The sequence below is a fragment of the Flavobacteriales bacterium genome (genome assembly GCA_013214975.1).
Lineage (GTDB): Bacteria > Bacteroidota > Bacteroidia > DT-38 > DT-38 > DT-38.
In genome coordinates this window covers 1-16,513 of the sequence record JABSPR010000358.1, presented here as the reverse complement: position 1 = coordinate 16,513, position 16,513 = coordinate 1, and the positions used below count along the sequence as shown (strand labels likewise).

Genomic DNA, 16,513 nt, shown 5'->3' with positions numbered 1-16,513 from the left:
GGTGCCAATGGTGCTGGTAAATCTACACTCTTAAAAATATTCTCGGGTGAGATAGAATCTACCTCTGGAACTGTAATAATGGATAAGGGCGCAAGGATGGCTGTGCTGAAGCAGGATCACTTCGAGTTTGATGAGTTCACTGTCCTTGAAACGGTAATAATGGGTTACAAGGAGCTTTATCAAGTAATGAAGGCGAAAGATGCCATTTATGCGAAAGAAGACTTTTCGGAGGCGGATGGTGATAAGGCAGGAGAATTGGAGACACAGTTTGCGGAAATGGACGGATGGAATGCTGAAAGCGGCGCTGCTGGTTTGTTAAGTGGATTGGGTGTTGGTGAAGAATTGCATTCTCTGTTAATGAAAGATATCAGCGGGACTCATAAAGTTAAAATCCTTCTTTCTCAAGCATTATTTGGAAATCCAGATATCCTGCTATTAGATGAGCCGACGAATGATTTAGATGTAAATACTATAATGTGGTTGGAAAATTTTTTAGCCGATTATAAGAAAACTGTAATCGTTGTTTCGCATGATAGGCACTTCTTGGATCATGTGTGTACGCATATTGTAGATATTGATTTTAGTGCTGTAGAATTATATACTGGGAATTATACGTTCTGGTATCAGGCTAGTCAATTAGCATCAAGACAGAGGTCTGATAAGAATAAGAAAACAGAAGACAAGCGGAAAGAGCTTCAGGACTTTGTTAGACGTTTTAGTGCAAATGCATCTAAGTCTAAACAAGCTACAAGTCGTAAGAAGCTATTGGATAAATTAAATGTGGATGCAATTAAGCCTTCAACAAGAAAGTATCCTGCTATCATTTTTGATCAAGAAAGAGAAGCAGGTAATCAGTTATTGAATGTTAAAGATTTGTCTAAAACTGTTGATGGTAATTCTGTTTTTAAAAACATTAACCTGAATATAAAGAAAGGGGATAAAGTGGCTGTTATCTGTAAGGATAGTATGCCTATCACGGCTTTATTTGAAGTTCTAATTGGGAACTCTCCTCAAGATGCAGGTACAATAGAATGGGGTGTTACAATTACGAATGCCTACATGCCCAATGAAAATGCAGACTATTTTACAGATGAATATAATTTGATCGATTGGTTAAGACAATATTCTGAAGAAAAGGACGAAACATTTATTAGAGGGTATTTAGGAAAAATGCTTTTTTCTGGGGAAGAAACATTTAAAAAGACGAATGTTCTATCTGGAGGTGAAAAAGTGAGGTGTATGTTGTCGAGAGCGATGTTGCAATCTGCGAATTTCTTATTGTTAGATGAGCCAACAAATCACTTAGACTTAGAGTCTATTACAGCATTAAATAACTCATTGATTGATTATAAAGGGACATTGTTGTTTACATCTCATGATCATGAGTTTACAAATACGATAGCAAATAGAATAATAGAGATTACCCCCAATGGGATAATAGATAAGGAAATGACATTCGATGAGTACTTGTCGGATGATAAGGTGAAGGCTCTTAGAGAGAAGGAGCTTAGTTAGTTTAATCAATATAAGTAAAAATGAAAAATAGAAATTTATTTGTTCTCACAGGCTGCTTAGCCTTAGGCTTAAGTTCTTGTGATCAAAGTTCGGATACTGCAGATGTTGTTGTGGAGTCTGAATTGGAAAAAGTGAGTTATATGCTAGGGCAGGATATTGGAAAAAATATAGTGTCGTTAGGAATGGATTCAATTAGTATGGGTGCATATAATAAAGGATTATCAGATGTGATGAATGAAGAGGAGAGTTTGTTTGATGAGCAAGAAGTAAGACAAACTTTGCAAGCTCATTTTCAATCTTTACAACAAGCAAAAGTTCAGGAAAAAATGCAAGAAGCAGAACCGAAAAAAGAGGAAGGAGAGGCTTTTTTAGCAGAGAATGCAACAAGAGAAGGTGTAGTTACTTTGCCTAGTGGATTACAATATGAAGTAATTACAGAAGGAACGGGTGTGATGCCAACTGTTAATGATAAGGTGGAAACACATTATCATGGAACATTTATGGATGGTTCGGTATTCGATAGTTCAGTTGAAAGAGGAGAAACGGTGACTTTCCCTGTAAATGGTGTGATAAGTGCTTGGACGGAAGCATTACAGTTAATGAAGGAAGGAGCAAAGTGGAAACTTTACTGTCCTTACGATTTGGCTTATGGGCCAAACGGAAATGGAAGAATAGGACCATTTGAGGTTCTTGTCTTTGAAGTAGAGTTGATAGCCATTGCTAAATAGAGAATAGATATGCGCACTTAACTTAAAGTGCACCAACTAAAAAAAGCATCTTCCGTAAAGAAGATGCTTTTTTTATTATATAAGAAATGAAGAAAATTTCATTGGGCCGCTACAGCCCGAGCTATTATTCGAAGATAAATCTATAATAAAACGGTTTGTTATATAGTTCGAATATAATGGATAATTTTGCATATGTAAGAAAATTGACATAATTGCACATTATTATAAGTATGTGTCCATGAATAAAGGTAGTTAGTTTAAGTTAGTACGCCAGTGATGCGTAAGGAAGTGTAAAACTATAGCGATATTTTGCTATTCTAGGGGGTAAAAGTGAAATTCGATCAATTAATTTAAGAGTCACTAAAATGGTACACTCAATATTGATCAGATTTTATAAAAAATTTAATAAAAGTAGGCTATTATTTCGGGTAGTTCATTTGTTGAAATCCCATTGATAGCAATGATTTCGCCTCCGAATATGAAGTCTTCTTTCATTTTGTAGTCCATAACACGTCCTCCTGCTTCTGTAACTATCAGACTACCAGCTGCTACATCCCATGCATTTAGTCCGAATTCGAAAAAACAATCGAATCTGCCACATGCCATGTAAGATAAATCTGCTGCAGCTGACCCTAATCGCCTAATTCCTCTAGATTTCTGAACAACTTCATTGAAGGTAGCCATGTAAGGTTTTATAAAATCAAAGTCTGTGTAAGGAAAACCGGTTGCAACGAGCGAATTTGCAAGTTTTATTGTTTCCGAAACACGGATAGTTTTATTATTCAAAGTTGCTCCGCCATCTATATGAGCAGAAAAGCATTCTTCGTTATTGATCTCGTAAACTACTCCGATAATAATTTCATTATTTCGTTGTAGCGCAATGCTAACACAGAATACAGGGATATTGTGAATGAAGTTAGTTGTTCCGTCTAAGGGGTCTATTATCCAGTTATATACATCTTTAGCGTCTGTTCCAGACTCCTCTGCTATGACTCCTGCTTCTGGTAATATTGTTCTTAACTGTTCAATTATCGCTTTTTCGGCCATTTTGTCGACGTAAGTAACGAAGTCGTTTTTTCCCTTTATCTCAAAATTGGGAGTGTCGTGCTGTTTTCTTTCTGTAAGAATCATTTTACCAACCTGTATGCTTACTGCGCATACTTGTTTTCGGATCTCACTAAGCTGCATTCAGTGCTGTGTTTTTGTTTTTTTGAGTATAAATAATACCGATAATACCTAGTAGGATAAATGCGCTAGAAATTAGTTCGGCTTGGGTTATCTCGCTTCCCAATATGTTATAGGTGGAATTTACTCTGATCTTTTCTATGAAGAACCGTTCTACTCCATTGATAATTAGGTATATGGAAAAGAGCATACCTGGAGTAGAAATTTTTTTTCTGTACGACCATAGAATAACAAACAAGATAATGTTTAGAATGCTTTCGTAAAGTGGAGTGGGCCACGCTTTACCGGTTAAGCTTTCTAGTCCCATACGAGCAAAATCTTGTTGTAGATTTACGCCAATCACATTATTTTCGTATCCGTATGCCCAAACCCATTCTGGGAATATGCTTAACCAGTCTGGCATTGGAGTATCATTTGGAATTCCCCAGTCACCATCGCCAGAGACATGACATCCTATTCTCCCTATTCCATAACTTAATAGAAGGATAGGAGCGAATGAATCAAACATATGAATTAAGCCCAAGTTGTTTTTCTTTCCATAAATCAAAAGACCAATTGCCCCTCCAAGTAATCCTCCATAATAAGTTAATCCACTAAATGACAAGATAGACCCCATTGGGTCAAGCATGAAATCATCTAAATATTCAAGGTTGTGAAAAATTTTGGCACCTGTTAAGCCTAAAATCGCGCTTATCATCACCATGTTTCCGGCATGCTGATTGGGGGAGACGAGATGATTAATCCATTTAGGAGTTTTGAGAACCTCGGTTTGCTTCTCTTTGTATCTTAGGTAGGCTGCGAGTACTGCCCCGAAAACACCTCCAGGTAAACTTCCTTTTAGGCTAAGTATCATTTCTTGAGGGTTAATAACAAACCCATCATAATCCATGAATAGAAGAATTATTTTATAGCCAAGTAGAAACCCAATTATTGCAGAAGAAATTAACTCTAGTATAGTTGCAGGTTCACCTACAAATATTTTATTTATTGTAGGATTGAAATGCCCTTCATTTTCTTTCCTTTTCAATTCTTTTGCTAAAAAGTAGCTACCTGAAAGAAATGCAAGAGCAACAAAAAAACCAAAGCTTTGAATTGGTAGGGGGAAGTTGATTCCAAATAAATCAAGTAAGAGATCTGAAATTCGTGGGTACATAAATTGCTATGAGTTTATTAAAACTTCTTTTTGGTTTTTAATCGATCCTTTAATAACGCAGTCATCGTCTAGTGTTTCTGACGTTGTTAGATAAATAGAATTTATCATGCTTTCGTTAAAAGTAGCTTTAACTCGAATGTAATTTTCTGTAAATCCTGAGATATATCCATCTTTATTTTCACTTTCAAACAGAACAAGTTTGTCGCCTTGTAGATTGTCGTTATAAAACTTTCTCTTTTTCTTTTCTGAAAGTATTTGGAGCATTTTTCTTCTTTCTGTTCTTTCTTTCATCGGAACGATATCTTTGTTTCTTAAAGCGGTAGTGTTATCCCGTTCTGAATATGTAAAGACGTGTAGATAAGACACATTTAGATCATTTAAAAAGTTATATGTTTCAAGAAAGTCTTCTTTTGATTCTCCAGGGTATCCCACAATAACATCAACTCCGATACAACAATTGGAAATAGAGCGATGGATCAGTTCGATTTTTTCTTGGTAATCCTCTTTGTTATACTTTCTACGCATTGCCTTAAGGATTACGTTTGATCCAGATTGTAAAGGGATATGAAAGTGGGGCATTATTTTGTTTGAAGCACTAACTAGTGCTACAATTTCTTTAGATAGTAAGTTCGGTTCAATAGAAGATATTCGGAGTCTAGTTAAATATTCAAGTTTGTTTAGTTCAACGAGTAAATCGTAGAATGTCTCATTCGTATCCTTGCCAAAGTCACCAATGTTTACCCCTGTAAGAACGATTTCTTTGACTCCTGTGGCAATAACTTCTTTCGCCTTTAGAACGGTTTGATTTACGTTGCCGCTTCTACTTGTGCCACGTGCTAGTGGGATAGTGCAAAACGAACAATGGTAGTCGCATCCGTCTTGAACTTTCAAGAACGATCTTGTTCGTTCGTTGCTTGAATATGCAGGGACAAATTCTTTGGTATCGCGGATGCTTTCGTTGTGTATTTGAACTTGTTCTTGGCCTTGCCATGAACTAATATGTTCTTTGATGTTAAATTTTTCGGACGCACCTAATACTAAGTTTACTCCTGGTATTTCAGAAATCTCTTTAGGTTTAAGCTGAGCGTAGCATCCAATTATTATTATAAATGCTTCGGGTGCATGGCTTAACGCATCTTTAACTAAGCGGCGACATTTCTTATCCGCGTTATCTGTAACAGAACAGGTGTTAATTACATATATATTCGGATCATTATAGAAATCAACTTTTGCATATCCGGCTTCCGTAAGCTCCCTTGAAATGGAGGAGGTTTCGGAGAAATTGAGCTTACACCCGAGCGTATAGTATGCTACTTTTTTCAGTGGATTCATGTTGCAAATTTAATACAAAAACACATGTTTTACGCGGGTTTGCAAACAATGCTGTTGATAAGATTGTTTAAAAAAGCTTTTTATGTTGAATTCAACATCTGAACGGAATTAATATCATTACCGGATATAATAATTACAAATAATGAGAATTAAGGAATGCATTTATTTTGCCGCTATTTTAGTGATTGTAGGCTGTTCAAATGGAAGAAATAGTGGAGAAGGGAAAACGGTTTTTAGGTACAATGAGCCAGGAGGGATAGTTTCTTTAGATCCTGCTTATGCAGGAAATGTTGAAGACATGTGGGTTATTTCTCAAATGTTTAATGGTTTAGTTCAAATGGATGAAACTCTTGGTATCCAGCCAAGTATTGCTAAGTCTTGGGAGGTGAGCGAAGATGGTTTGGTGTATAGGTTTAGCTTAAGAGACGATGTTTTTTTTCACGACCATGAATTGTTTAAAGAAGGTAAGGGGCGAAAAGTTGTAGCTTCTGATTTTGTGAACAGCTACTTCCGGTTAACAGATATGGAGGTTGCTTCCACAGGGGGGTGGCTTCTTAAAAATATCGACGATAGCGAAAAAAGCAATCATTTGGGCTTCGTTGCAGAGAACGATTCTACCCTGAAGATCTTTCTTAAACGTCCTTCATCCTCTTTTCTTTCCAAATTAACCATGGCTTATTTCTCTGTAGTGCCTTATGAGATTGTAGAGCATTACGGGAAGGAATTTAGAAGAAACCCAATCGGAACCGGACCATTTAAATTTAAATTATGGAAAGAGGGTATAAAGATCGTTTTGGTGAAGAATGACAGCTATTTTGAATTTGAGGACACTACTAGGCTTCCTTATTTAGATGCGGTCGCTATCTCTTTTAGCTCAGATCCACAACGTAACGTAGAGTTTCTTGAGTTTTTGAAAGGAAACTTAGATTGCTATTCAGGGCAGTTACCTCCTTCCTTAAAGGATGAAGTGTTTCATAGGAACGGAGAATTAACGGATAAGTACAAGGGTAGAATTAAAGTAGAGAAACAGACTTGGCTTAAAACAGATTATTTAGGTTTTTTAATGGATGAAAGTTTGGACATGGTTAAAGGCAGTCCATATGCTATTAAGGAGGTTCGGCAGGCAATTAATTATGGAATAAATAAAAAGAAATTAATAGAGTATGTAAGAGGCGGGATTGGTTATCCAGCAATTTCAGGTTTTGTACCTAAAGGGATGCCTTCTTATAATGAGAAAATAGTGAAGGGATTTGCTTACGATCCGGATAAGTCAAGGGCTTTATTGAGGAAAGCTGGTTTCCCGAATGGAGAGGGTCTGCCTAAATTGTCGTTAGGAATGACAACAACTGAAAAGGAGATTTACGAATTTGTTCAGGGGCAATTAGCGGATATTGGTATTGAGATAGAGTTAAATATTAATCCTACTGCTATACATCGTCAAAAGAGAACAAGTTCAGGGTTAAATTTCTTTCAAAGAAACTGGGTGGGCGATTACCGTGATGCAGCTAATTTTTTAGGTTTGTTTTACAGTCCCAATCCCAATAGTCTTAATAATACCAGATTTAATAACAAGGAGTTTGATGCTCTTTATGAGAAAGCTATTATTGAATTGAATGACTCGATTAGGCATACTTATCATCAGAAAATGGATAGCATTCTTGTTGAGGAAGCTCCAATTGTTCCTTTGTTCTATGATGAAGTATTGTTTTTAACGCAAAAAAACGTTGAAGGACTAGGAACGAATCCTTTAAAAGCATTAGTGTTGAAAAGGGTCCAAATTACAAATTAGTCTCTTTCTGGAAACTTAGGTATGTAGTAATTGGATAATGATCTGAATACTCTTTGTTTATTCTATTGTAATTATCTGACTTTATTTGGTTACTGTGGAGTATGAAATCTATCCGGACAGATGGGAATTTCCCGATATAAGTAGGACCCATAAGCTGTCCACCGTTTTCGAAAGAATCCATCATATCATTAGCGATAGTATTAAACACATAACTAAAAGGCGTGTCATTAAAGTCACCACAAACTAATGTATGGTAATTGCATTTATCCATGTGCTCCTTGATTTTTTTTGCTTGACCGGAGCGTCGAGCAAAAGCATCTTTTATTCTTAAGCTGATCGTTGTCAGTCCTTTTATCTGCTCTTGGTTATCTGTATCATTCAATTTGTCTAAGAAAGCATAATCTTCTCTTTTAAGGCCTACTGAAGCTAAGTGAAGGTTGTACACTCTTATTGTATCTGTTTCGATAACGATATCACTATATATACAGAGATCATTTCCTTGGTTATCAAAGCGAACTTGACCTTTATTGAAAATTGGGTATTTGCTAAAAGTTGCAATTCCCCAATGGTGTTTTTTTCTTGTGTCCCATTCTATATCCTGTATATGCTCGTATTTAGTTTTTGGAATTTCTTTAATTGTTTCAAGAGTCTTATAGTAGCTCTTATCATCGGAATAGAAAAACTCCTGAAAGCATACTATATCAGCGTTTTCTTCAAGAACAAGATTCATTATATCATTCTTTGTTTCTTTTTCTTTTCGCCAGCCATACAAATCAAATAGTCGCACATTGTAAGACATTACCTTAATAGATGATTTAACTGAAGGTTTTCCCCCTCCGGCTAGGTTGAATTGAATCATGCTCGGATAGTAGCTGTAACCAGCTATAAGAAGTAAGAGTGAGATAAAAATTTTATTTGATTTCACTAGCCCCCAGAAAACAACGAAGAGAAAGTTTGCTATAACGAGATATGGAAAAACAATACCTAAGAAGGCAGTAACCCAAAATATAGATGCATCTATAAATGGATTTAAATAGGCGAGTCCAAGAAGAAACGCGAAAAAATAATTAATATATAATACGAGTCGTGTGGTAAGATTTTTCAACGAATATTCTTTTGTTAATTTTTATTGCTTTCGTCGAAAAGAATTCTTTTTTCTTCTGCACTTAGACTCTCATAGCCGCTTTTGGATATTTTATCTAAAATAATATCTATTTGCCTCTGGTTGGTGCTCTTGCGTTTTTGATATTGATCGTCTGTTTCGGGCCGTTTATGGGCAACTTTTAAAGAAGATTTCTTTCTAGTAATTCCTTTGAGTAGTGCTGTCAGGAATCCATAGAAATTTCCTGCGTAATCTTTTCCTTTTCGGAATTGGATAATGTAAATATATCCCATCAGAGCGCCACCTATATGTGCGATTTTTCCACCTGTATTTTCTTGAAAATCGGTTATTGAAGTTAAAATGAAAATTACGGCTGCCACGTATTTTAATGCAACAGGTCCAATAAACATTAGGTTAACTTTTTGATTTGGAATAAGTGTTGCGACGGCAATAACAATAGCCATTACACCTGCTGAAGCTCCAAGTAGGTATGAACCTTGGTCGATAAATAAATAGAGAATAAAATACAGAACACCACCTGCTAAGCCGCCTAGTAGATAAAGTCCCATTAGTCTTTTTGATCCAAGTTGACTCTCGAATAATTGTCCCATCCAGTAGAGCCAAAGCATGTTGAATAGAAGATGACCCATGAATTCGTAATGAACGAACATGTAAGTAAAGATTGTCCAGAAATGTGTAATGAACTTACTTGGTTCACTTGATAGTGTGAACCAATTGGTTATATATTCGAATGCCGAACTCCCTCCGAAATTCCCGATTATATTAAGAATTAAATAGGCAGCAACATTTACAAAAATTAAGATAATTAGCTGATTATCTTTCTTCTTAAACACTTTGTTTATCTCGTCTTGAATTGCACTCATCTAATTGAATTGATTTTGATCCCTATTTGAATCCCAATATTTAATAAGTAAGAAACCAATAAGCATTCCGCCAAGATGTGCAAAGTGTGCTATATTATCACCTGGGTTGTTGCTAACACCGTTGTATAACTCGAACGCTCCATAAGCTATTACAAAGTATTTTGCCTTTATGGGAACGAGAAAATAGAGTCGAAGTTCCATATTTGGGAAAAGCATTCCGAATGCAAGTAAAATACCAAATACAGAGCCTGAAGCCCCAATTGTTGGTTGTTCTAATCGGCGGTTTACTACTTGTTGTGCGAATGCCACGGCTTGGTCTTTGTAATATATTTCATCCGGGTTGTTCATCCATTGTTCATAGAAACTTTCTCTGATAGAGCCATACGTGCCAGATACGTGTTCGGATACAAAAGCTCTAAATAAATCAGGTGTAGCCCCATTCTGAAGCATTTCAACACTGGCTAGTAATTGAGATGTGTTATAGTAGGTATAAAAAGAAAACAATACACCCGCACCGATACCTGTTACGAGATAATAGATCAAGAATTTTTTTGGTCCCCAGTAATTCTCAATTGTACTGCCAAACATCCATAGTGAGAACATGTTTGATATAATATGCCCCATCGTGGCATGCATAAAGATGTATGTAGCGTATTGATACATATTGAAATTCGCGGAGCCGATAGGGTATAGGCCTAGAAGTTTTGTTATATCAAAGTTGAATACGTTATCAATAGTAATGGTTGCCAAAAAAAACAAACCATTGATGATAAGTAAATTCTTTACTATATCCGGAAGTACTTTAAATGTGCTTGGTCTAAACTGATTCAATTCTACTAAGTTATTCTGTTAGCATTGACGCTAACTCATGTGTAGCTATGCTTTTAAATATGTTTTTTCCATCAGGAGAAATGTGAGGCATATCGCAAGAGAAAAGCTGTGCAACCAAATTGTTAATTTCCAAAACGTCTAATTTACCATATTTAGACGCACCAACTCTTTTGGCCATGCTTCTTGCTATTCTTTCATTATAACCATCCGATACAGAACTTGTATAGTTTTTTAAATCTTCTAATACGGTCTCAATCAGTCCACTTACATCGTCATCTTTTATTGAAGACGGACGAGCTTGAATAACATAGCTGTTTTTTCCAAAATTTTCTATTTCGAACCCTATTTGAGATAAGTTTTCTCTTATTTCTTGGAATAATACAGCGTCTCCAGCAGGCAATGAGAAGTTAATCGGGAATAAGAGTTGTTGAGAAGAAGTATCTATAGTTGAAAGGCTCTGTAGTTGCTTCTCATAGATAACCCTTTCAAATGCGATTTGTTGATCAATTATGATGATACCATCTTTACTCTCTGTAATAATATATTTATTCAATACCTGAAAGTTAGTTGGAGTAGATTTTTCATCTAGTGTATCACTTTGCCAAGATTCATTTAAAAAGCCCTGCTCTTCATTCTCTGGTTGAAAGATGAGATCTGTATTGTTATCAACGATTACCTCCTGTTGAGCAAACATTTTTCCCCAATTTTCGATGTTCGATTTTTCTAATGGGGATTTTTTAGATTTAGGAATAAGATCTCGATTACTAGAGGATGAATTCGAAGAATCGGTACTGAAAGGGTTGTAGTCCGTATCTACACTGATTTTAGGTTCTACTATATGGTGATTTAAAGAAATGGAATTTGGGGTGATGTCCGCTTCCATCTCGAAATCAATTGAAGGCACTATGTTGTATTTGCCAAGAGAATTCTTGACAGTAGCCATAACGATTGCATATATCTCCCTTTCGTTTTCAAATTTAATTTCGTTCTTAGTCGGATGAATATTAATATCAATTAAAGAAGGATCGATTTCTAGTGTGAGGAAGTAGGATGGGTGGTTTTTATGAGGAAGTAATTGATCGTAAGCGCTATTAACGGCATGATGTAAATAACTACTTTTGATGTATCTGTTGTTCACGAAGAAGTATTGTTCTCCTCTTGTCTTTTTTGCGAATTCGGGTTTGCCTATAAAACCGCTAATTTTTAAAATGTTTGTGTCTTCATTTACCGGTACTAATTTTTGATTGTATCCTTTGCCGAATATGTCTACAATACGTTGTCTGAAAGGACCACTCGGGAGGTGATATATTTCACTGTTGTTGTGGTGAAGTTCAAATTGTTTATCCGGATTAATTAGAGCAACTTTTAAGAATTCTTCAATAATATGCTTCGTTTCTACGGCATCAGATTTAAGAAAATTTCTTCTTGCAGGTACATTATAGAATAGGTTTTTAATGGATATGCAGGTTCCTTTTGCGCAGTGATCTGGTTCTTGGCTTTTTACTTTTCCACCTTCAACTATTAATTGAGATCCGAGGTCATTATTATCTGGTTTTGAATTTATTACCATGTGAGAAATAGCAGATATGGAAGCGAGGGCTTCACCTCTAAAGCCAAAAGTATTTAAAGCAAATAGGTCTGCTGCTAATTTGATTTTAGAAGTCGCATGTCTTTCGATACTCATCCGTAAATCTACTTCCGACATGCCTTTACCATCATCAATAACTTGAATCAAAGATTTGCCGGCATCTTTAATAATTAGTTGAATAGTTAAGGCTTCTGCATCGATTGCATTTTCCATTAATTCCTTAACTGTGGAAGCGGGTCTCTGGATAACTTCACCGGCTGCAATTTGGTTTGCAACTACATCAGGAAGAAGCTGAATTATATTCGACATACTTTAATTTATTTGATCAACATATAAGTAGCACATGCTAATACACAAACAATAATTGCTAGGCGAATGTTCTTGCCTCTTTTCTCAGATCGTCTAAAACTTAGTAAGTCTGTATTTGGTAGATCTTTTAGTTCTTGATCACTAGGCAGGATGTTACGATAAGCACTGATTTTTCTTTTTTCCTCCTCTGGATTGTATGAAATGGGTGTGTAATCGAATCGCCTATGTTTAGGCGTATGAAAAAAAGAAGGAATCTTGGGAGCTTTAAACGCCATTTGTTAGTGTTGTTCCTTCAAAGGTACATAATGTGTTCAAGTTTTGGAATGAGTTAAATAATAAACATAGGTATTGTTGATAAGTTAATAAGCCACCAAAAACGAGCCTTTAATTAATATTTAATTTTAACCAAACCCTAGTATTTATGCGTGTTGTAAAGGTTTCTTTGTTTACTGTTCTGTTGTTAATAGTAAGTAGCTTGTTAAATCAGTCAGAAAGTTTGCTTTCGGCGGAGGAACTTGGCCCTCCTTTTAATTGTTGTGAAAATGCTTGGGCCGATAGTGTCTTTGAGAGTCTCTCTGATGAAGAGCGGCTGGGACAGCTATTTATGATAGCAGCTTATTCCAACAAGGGCGACAAACATGTTTCTCAAATTAATAAGCTAATAAAAGATTACCATTTAGGTGGTTTAATTTTCTTTCAAGGTGGCCCTTCACGTCAGGCTAAACTAACAAACGAGTACCAAGCGAAATCCAATGTGCCATTGATGATATCTATGGATGCCGAATGGGGATTGGGTATGCGTTTAGACAGTACAGTTTCTTATCCGCGTCAGATGACGATGGGTGCAATTCAGGATAATGGATCTATATATGAGATGGGTAAAAAAGTTGCTGAACAATGCAAGCGTATTGGGGTGCACGTAAATCTCGCTCCTGTTATTGACGTTAATAACAATCCGAACAATCCGGTTATAAATAGTAGGTCGTTTGGTGAGGATAAGCACAATGTATCGGAAAAGGGTATTGCTTATATGAAAGGTTTGCAGGACGAAAAGGTATTGGCTGTAGCTAAACATTTTCCTGGACATGGAGATACCGACACGGATTCGCATAAGGCATTACCGATAATTAAACACGATAGAGCAAGATTAGATAGTATTGAGATTTATCCTTTTAAGGAGTTGATGAAACAAGGATTATCTAGCGTGATGGTTGCCCATTTGTTTATTCCAGCCTTAGATAATCGAAAGAATGTTGCATCTACACTTTCTGAACCAATTATTACTGGATTGCTTAGAGATACACTTGGCTTTAAGGGGTTGATTTTTACTGATGCCTTAAATATGCGGGGGGTAACTAATTTTTATAAGCCTGGCCTAGTGGATGTTGAAGCTCTTAAAGCAGGAAACGATATTTTGCTCTTCTCGGAAGATGTACCTACGGCATTTAAAGAGATTAAGAAAGCGATTAAAAAAGGCATCTTAACCCAAGAAGATATAAATGAAAGGTGTAAACGAATTTTATATGCAAAACAATGGGTTGGCCTTGATCATTATAAGCCAATAAAAATGAAAGGCATCTATGAAGACTTAAATGGTTCGGATGATGTAATGATTAAAAGAAAGTTGATAGAAGATGCTATTACATTATTGAAGAATAACAACAATATTTTGCCATTGCAACGATTAGATACGTTGAAAATCGCTGCTCTATCGATCGGTTCTAAAAGTGAAACGGTTTTCCAAAAAACAATGGGTAAGTATACCCAGATTGATAATTTTAACATACCTCGGATTTTTACGGAAGAAGCCGCTGATGAGATGATGAAAAAATTGAACGGTTACAATTTGGTAATTGTAGGTGTTCATAACACAAATAATTCTCCTTCTCGTAAGTTTGGCATTACTCCCCAAACGCTTGTGTTAATGGAGAGAATTAGTAGAGGCCACGAAATTATTGTAGACATTTTTGCTAATGCATATAGTTTGAAGAGTTTTAGAAACCTTCCATCTAAATCATCTCTAATTATGTCTTATGAGGAGGGGAGCGAGAATCAAGATGTATCGGGGCAAATAATTTTTGGAGGTATTAAAGCAAATGGAAGATTGCCAGTAAATGTTGGTGAGGAGTTCGAAGTTGGTGATGGCCTAACTACTACATCTACAAGAATGAAGTATACATTCCCTGAAGATGTTGGTATATGGGCAGATAAATTATCTCAAATTGATGCTATTGCCTTGAAGGCGATTCAAGAAAAAGCAATGCCCGGTTGCCAGGTTTTAGTTGCGAAAGATGGTAAAGTTTTTTATCAGAAATCCTTTGGTTACCATACTTACAAAAAGAAAATAGAGGTAAAGAATACGGATATCTATGACTTAGCATCGATTACTAAAGTTGCAGCCAGTGTGGTTTCCTTAATGAAATTGGAGGGAGAGAAGAAAATCAGCATTGATTCAAGTCTAAGTACCTACTTAAGTGGATTAGATACCACGGCTTATAACGATATGGTTATTAGGGAAATGCTTGCGCATCAAGCAGGGCTCGTTTCTTGGATCCCTTTCTTTCAAAAAACAATGGTAAAAGGGCAGTTGAAATACGATTTGTACAGCCGTGTAAAGTCTGATGAATACGATATAGAAGTAGCGAAAAATATTTTTATCAGTTCAACTTACCCCGATACAATCATTCAAAGAATTTTAACTACGAAGGTGGGTGAGAAGAAATATAAATACAGTGATCTTGGATATTATTTATTGCAAAGAATTATTGAAAAAGAAACAGGTAAAGGTTTGGAAGAATATGTTGCAGACAATTTTTACAGTAAAATGGGATTGTCAACGATGGGCTATTTGCCGAAAGAAAAGTTTCCACTAAATCGTATTGTACCTACCGAAAATGATAAGATTTTCAGAAAGCAATTAGTTCATGGTTTTGTTCATGATCCTGGTGCTGCCATGCAAGGAGGTGTTGCGGGCCATGCAGGTTTATTTTCAAATAGTAACGATTTAGCAATTCTTATGCAGATGGTTATGGACAACGGATGGTATGGGGGAGAACAGTTCCTTGACTCAACTGTAATAGCAGATTTTACCAGTTGTCAGTTTTGTGATAATAGAAATCGAAGAGGGGCTGGTTTCGATAGGCCTGTTCGGTTGCCTAGTCAAGCTGGACCGGTTTGCAGCTGCGTATCGCAAAAGAGTTTTGGACATACAGGGTTTACAGGTACGATGACCTGGGTTGATCCTGAAGAAAACTTAGTATATGTTTTTCTTTCAAATCGAGTTAATCCTTCTGCTGAGAATAAGAAGTTAATCTATATGAATGTTCGAACGAAGATTCAGAAAGTGATATACGACGCAATAAATAATGGTAAATTAGCCGACCAGATCGTACGGAAATAGGTTAAGCGTTATGAAAATCGGTATTGTTTGCTATCCCACCCTAGGTGGAAGTGGAATTGTCGCTACAGAGTTGGGTATTGCTTTGGCTGAGAGAGGGTATGAAGTACACTTGATATCGTACAAAAAGCCAGTTAAGTTCAACGATTCTAAAGAAAACCTTTATTACCACGAAGTAGAGATTTCAACATATCCACTGTTCGATTATTCCCCTTATGAAGTTGTTTTGGCGAGTAAATTGGTTGATGTTGTGAAATCACAAAACCTCGATTTACTTCATGTTCATTACGCTATACCACACGCTTCTGCAGCCTTTTTGGCAAAGACAATATTGAAAGCTGAAGGGATAGATATTCCATATATCACTACCCTACATGGAACAGACATTACCTTAGTTGGTAGAGATAATTCTTTTAGAAGTGTAATTACCTTTTCGATAAACTCTTCGGATGCGGTAACAGCTGTTTCGGAAAGTTTAAAGCGTGACACGTTAAATACATTCGAAATAACCAATGAGATTGAAGTAGTTCATAATTTTATATGCCCGCAAGACTATGGTGTTGGAAATTTAAGTGAAGTAAATCGATCTGAATTTGCCTCTGGTAAAGAAAAAATCATAACACACATATCTAATTTCAGAAAAGTAAAAAGGATTCCAGATGTGTTAAAGGTGTTCAGGGGTATCTTGAAATCGATGCCT

At 36.2% G+C, this 16,513-nt stretch carries 13 protein-coding genes; 5 read left to right on the top strand and 8 right to left on the bottom strand.

The features are described from left to right. Positions 1 to 1,515 (top strand): ATP-binding cassette domain-containing protein (locus HRT72_11590; GenBank protein NQY68347.1); only part of this gene is annotated, 1,515 nt, incomplete at its 5' end. 20 nt (positions 1,516 to 1,535) lie between these two features. After that, a complete protein-coding gene (locus tag HRT72_11585) occupies positions 1,536 to 2,243 on the top strand; it encodes an FKBP-type peptidyl-prolyl cis-trans isomerase (GenBank protein ID NQY68346.1) in 708 nt (235 codons plus the stop codon). 402 nt (positions 2,244 to 2,645) lie between these two features. Here HRT72_11585 and HRT72_11580 read toward each other — a convergent pair whose 3' ends face one another. Genes HRT72_11580 through mtaB form a run of 3 tightly spaced genes read right to left on the bottom strand, consistent with a single transcriptional unit; the run spans position 2,646 to position 5,913 of the window. Beyond that, complete coding sequence (locus HRT72_11580) at positions 2,646 to 3,431, bottom strand: inositol monophosphatase (GenBank protein NQY68345.1); 786 nt, start codon at positions 3,429 to 3,431, stop codon at positions 2,646 to 2,648. Beyond that, complete coding sequence (locus HRT72_11575; GenBank protein ID NQY68344.1) at positions 3,421 to 4,581, bottom strand: prolipoprotein diacylglyceryl transferase; 1,161 nt, start codon at positions 4,579 to 4,581, stop codon at positions 3,421 to 3,423. Before HRT72_11575 ends, HRT72_11580 begins: the two co-directional genes overlap by 11 nt. 6 nt (positions 4,582 to 4,587) lie before the next feature. Next, positions 4,588 to 5,913: a tRNA (N(6)-L-threonylcarbamoyladenosine(37)-C(2))-methylthiotransferase MtaB gene (mtaB, locus tag HRT72_11570; protein NQY68343.1), complete on the bottom strand. Its 1,326-nt coding sequence runs from the start codon at positions 5,911 to 5,913 to the stop codon at positions 4,588 to 4,590. Positions 5,914 to 6,055: 142 nt separating this feature from the next. Between mtaB and HRT72_11565 the strand changes: the two genes are divergently transcribed. Beyond that, positions 6,056 to 7,702, top strand: a complete 1,647-nt coding sequence (locus HRT72_11565; GenBank protein NQY68342.1) for an ABC transporter substrate-binding protein — start codon at positions 6,056 to 6,058, stop codon at positions 7,700 to 7,702. Here HRT72_11565 and HRT72_11560 read toward each other — a convergent pair. From HRT72_11560 to HRT72_11540, 5 genes are read right to left on the bottom strand one after another with little or no spacing between them, the layout of a single operon-like run. Further along, positions 7,692 to 8,807, bottom strand: a complete 1,116-nt coding sequence (locus HRT72_11560) for an endonuclease/exonuclease/phosphatase family protein (protein ID NQY68341.1) — start codon at positions 8,805 to 8,807, stop codon at positions 7,692 to 7,694. The two genes, HRT72_11565 and HRT72_11560, sit on opposite strands and share 11 nt — an antisense overlap. A gap of 14 nt (positions 8,808 to 8,821) precedes the next feature. Next, positions 8,822 to 9,688, bottom strand: a complete 867-nt coding sequence (locus HRT72_11555; protein ID NQY68340.1) for a rhomboid family intramembrane serine protease — start codon at positions 9,686 to 9,688, stop codon at positions 8,822 to 8,824. Continuing rightward, complete coding sequence (locus tag HRT72_11550) at positions 9,689 to 10,519, bottom strand: rhomboid family intramembrane serine protease (protein ID NQY68339.1); 831 nt, start codon at positions 10,517 to 10,519, stop codon at positions 9,689 to 9,691. It lies immediately after the preceding gene. Between the two features lie 10 nt (positions 10,520 to 10,529). After that, entirely contained in the window at positions 10,530 to 12,416 is a 1,887-nt protein-coding gene (gene mutL, locus HRT72_11545; protein ID NQY68338.1) for a DNA mismatch repair endonuclease MutL, read from the bottom strand. An 8-nt stretch (positions 12,417 to 12,424) separates the two neighbouring features. Continuing rightward, a complete protein-coding gene (locus HRT72_11540) occupies positions 12,425 to 12,691 on the bottom strand; it encodes a hypothetical protein (GenBank protein ID NQY68337.1) in 267 nt (88 codons plus the stop codon). A 146-nt stretch (positions 12,692 to 12,837) separates the two neighbouring features. On the opposite strand from HRT72_11540, the gene HRT72_11535 reads away from it, so the two are divergent. After that, entirely contained in the window at positions 12,838 to 15,816 is a 2,979-nt protein-coding gene (locus HRT72_11535) for a serine hydrolase (protein NQY68336.1), read from the top strand. Between the two features lie 10 nt (positions 15,817 to 15,826). Further along, positions 15,827 to 16,513, top strand: a 687-nt coding sequence (gene bshA, locus HRT72_11530) for an N-acetyl-alpha-D-glucosaminyl L-malate synthase BshA (protein ID NQY68335.1), incomplete at its 3' end; no start/stop codon positions are given.

What these genes read in the sequence shown, in the direction of transcription:
- HRT72_11585 (NQY68346.1), top strand. Translation starts at nt 1,536, where the DNA reads ATGAAAAATAGAAATTTATTTGTTCTCACAGGCTGCTTAGCCTTAGGC.
- HRT72_11580 (NQY68345.1), bottom strand. Translation starts at nt 3,431, where the DNA reads ATGCAGCTTAGTGAGATCCGAAAACAAGTATGCGCAGTAAGCATACAG.
- HRT72_11575 (NQY68344.1), bottom strand. Translation starts at nt 4,581, where the DNA reads ATGTACCCACGAATTTCAGATCTCTTACTTGATTTATTTGGAATCAAC.
- mtaB (NQY68343.1), bottom strand. Translation starts at nt 5,913, where the DNA reads ATGAATCCACTGAAAAAAGTAGCATACTATACGCTCGGGTGTAAGCTC.
- HRT72_11565 (NQY68342.1), top strand. Translation starts at nt 6,056, where the DNA reads ATGAGAATTAAGGAATGCATTTATTTTGCCGCTATTTTAGTGATTGTA.
- HRT72_11555 (NQY68340.1), bottom strand. Translation starts at nt 9,688, where the DNA reads ATGAGTGCAATTCAAGACGAGATAAACAAAGTGTTTAAGAAGAAAGAT.
- mutL (NQY68338.1), bottom strand. Translation starts at nt 12,416, where the DNA reads ATGTCGAATATAATTCAGCTTCTTCCTGATGTAGTTGCAAACCAAATT.
- HRT72_11540 (NQY68337.1), bottom strand. Translation starts at nt 12,691, where the DNA reads ATGGCGTTTAAAGCTCCCAAGATTCCTTCTTTTTTTCATACGCCTAAA.
- HRT72_11535 (NQY68336.1), top strand. Translation starts at nt 12,838, where the DNA reads ATGCGTGTTGTAAAGGTTTCTTTGTTTACTGTTCTGTTGTTAATAGTA.